Origin of the sequence: Blastomonas sp. CCH1-A6, from assembly GCF_001556365.1 — a bacterium.
Classification (GTDB): domain Bacteria; phylum Pseudomonadota; class Alphaproteobacteria; order Sphingomonadales; family Sphingomonadaceae; genus Blastomonas; species Blastomonas ursincola.
In genome coordinates, this window is the sequence record NZ_LSIS01000192.1 from 1 (window position 1) to 672 (window position 672).

At 68.3% G+C, this 672-nt stretch carries 2 protein-coding genes; both read right to left on the reverse strand.

Features of this window, described 5'->3' with window-relative positions; genetic code table 11:
• Positions 1–480: CsgG/HfaB family protein (locus AX735_RS08495; RefSeq protein ID WP_446471798.1), on the reverse strand; the 480-nt coding region annotated here is incomplete at its 3' end.
• On the reverse strand, positions 473–672 hold a 200-nt coding region (locus tag AX735_RS25730), incomplete at its 5' end, for a hypothetical protein (RefSeq protein WP_202189536.1). The genes AX735_RS25730 and AX735_RS08495, both read right to left, overlap by 8 nt.

Below are 672 nucleotides of genomic sequence, written 5' to 3' on the forward strand. Positions count from 1 at the left end.
GCCGAACACACCGCCGACCCCGCCCCCGCTCTCACGCGACTTGGCGTCGGAATAGACCACCTTCACCTCGATCAGATAATCCGCCTTGGTGACAGGCCGGGTTGTGGCAGTCCCGCCATTGATCGCGCGTTCGCGTTCGAGCGCGCTGAACGCCTCGCCGCGATCGGCGACGCGGAAGCAATTGGATCGCGCGATCATCAGCTTGACCAGTGGCAGCGCGTCGACGCGCGCGGTCGAACCGCCGTTCTGCATCTCCGCCATGCGCATGAGCGCCTGCAGTTGCGGCGACAGGCCATCGGCCGGGTTGGCGGCCTTCTCCTCAACCAGCGCGGCAACGCCGAGCGGCACCTGGCATTGCGGCACGGCGGTCGTCTCGTCGACGCCGGTGCCGCCCTGCCCCAGCTTCTGGGCGTGGGCCATTGAAGGTGTGACGGCCGCGAGCGCGGCCGTCACGACGAGCATGCGGGTGCGATCAAGCACCGGCGCCCGCCTTCTTCGCATGCGCTGCGGGATCGCAGATCCCGGCACGCTCCTCGTCCGCCGCAACTTTCTTCGCGGCTTCGTCACAGTCCTTGCAGTCGGGACAGTCCGCGCAGTCCTTGCATTTGCCGTTGTGAAGCGCGTGCGCGCGATAGCGCGCCTTCTTCGCCTCGACCTCGCGCGCGGCATCGG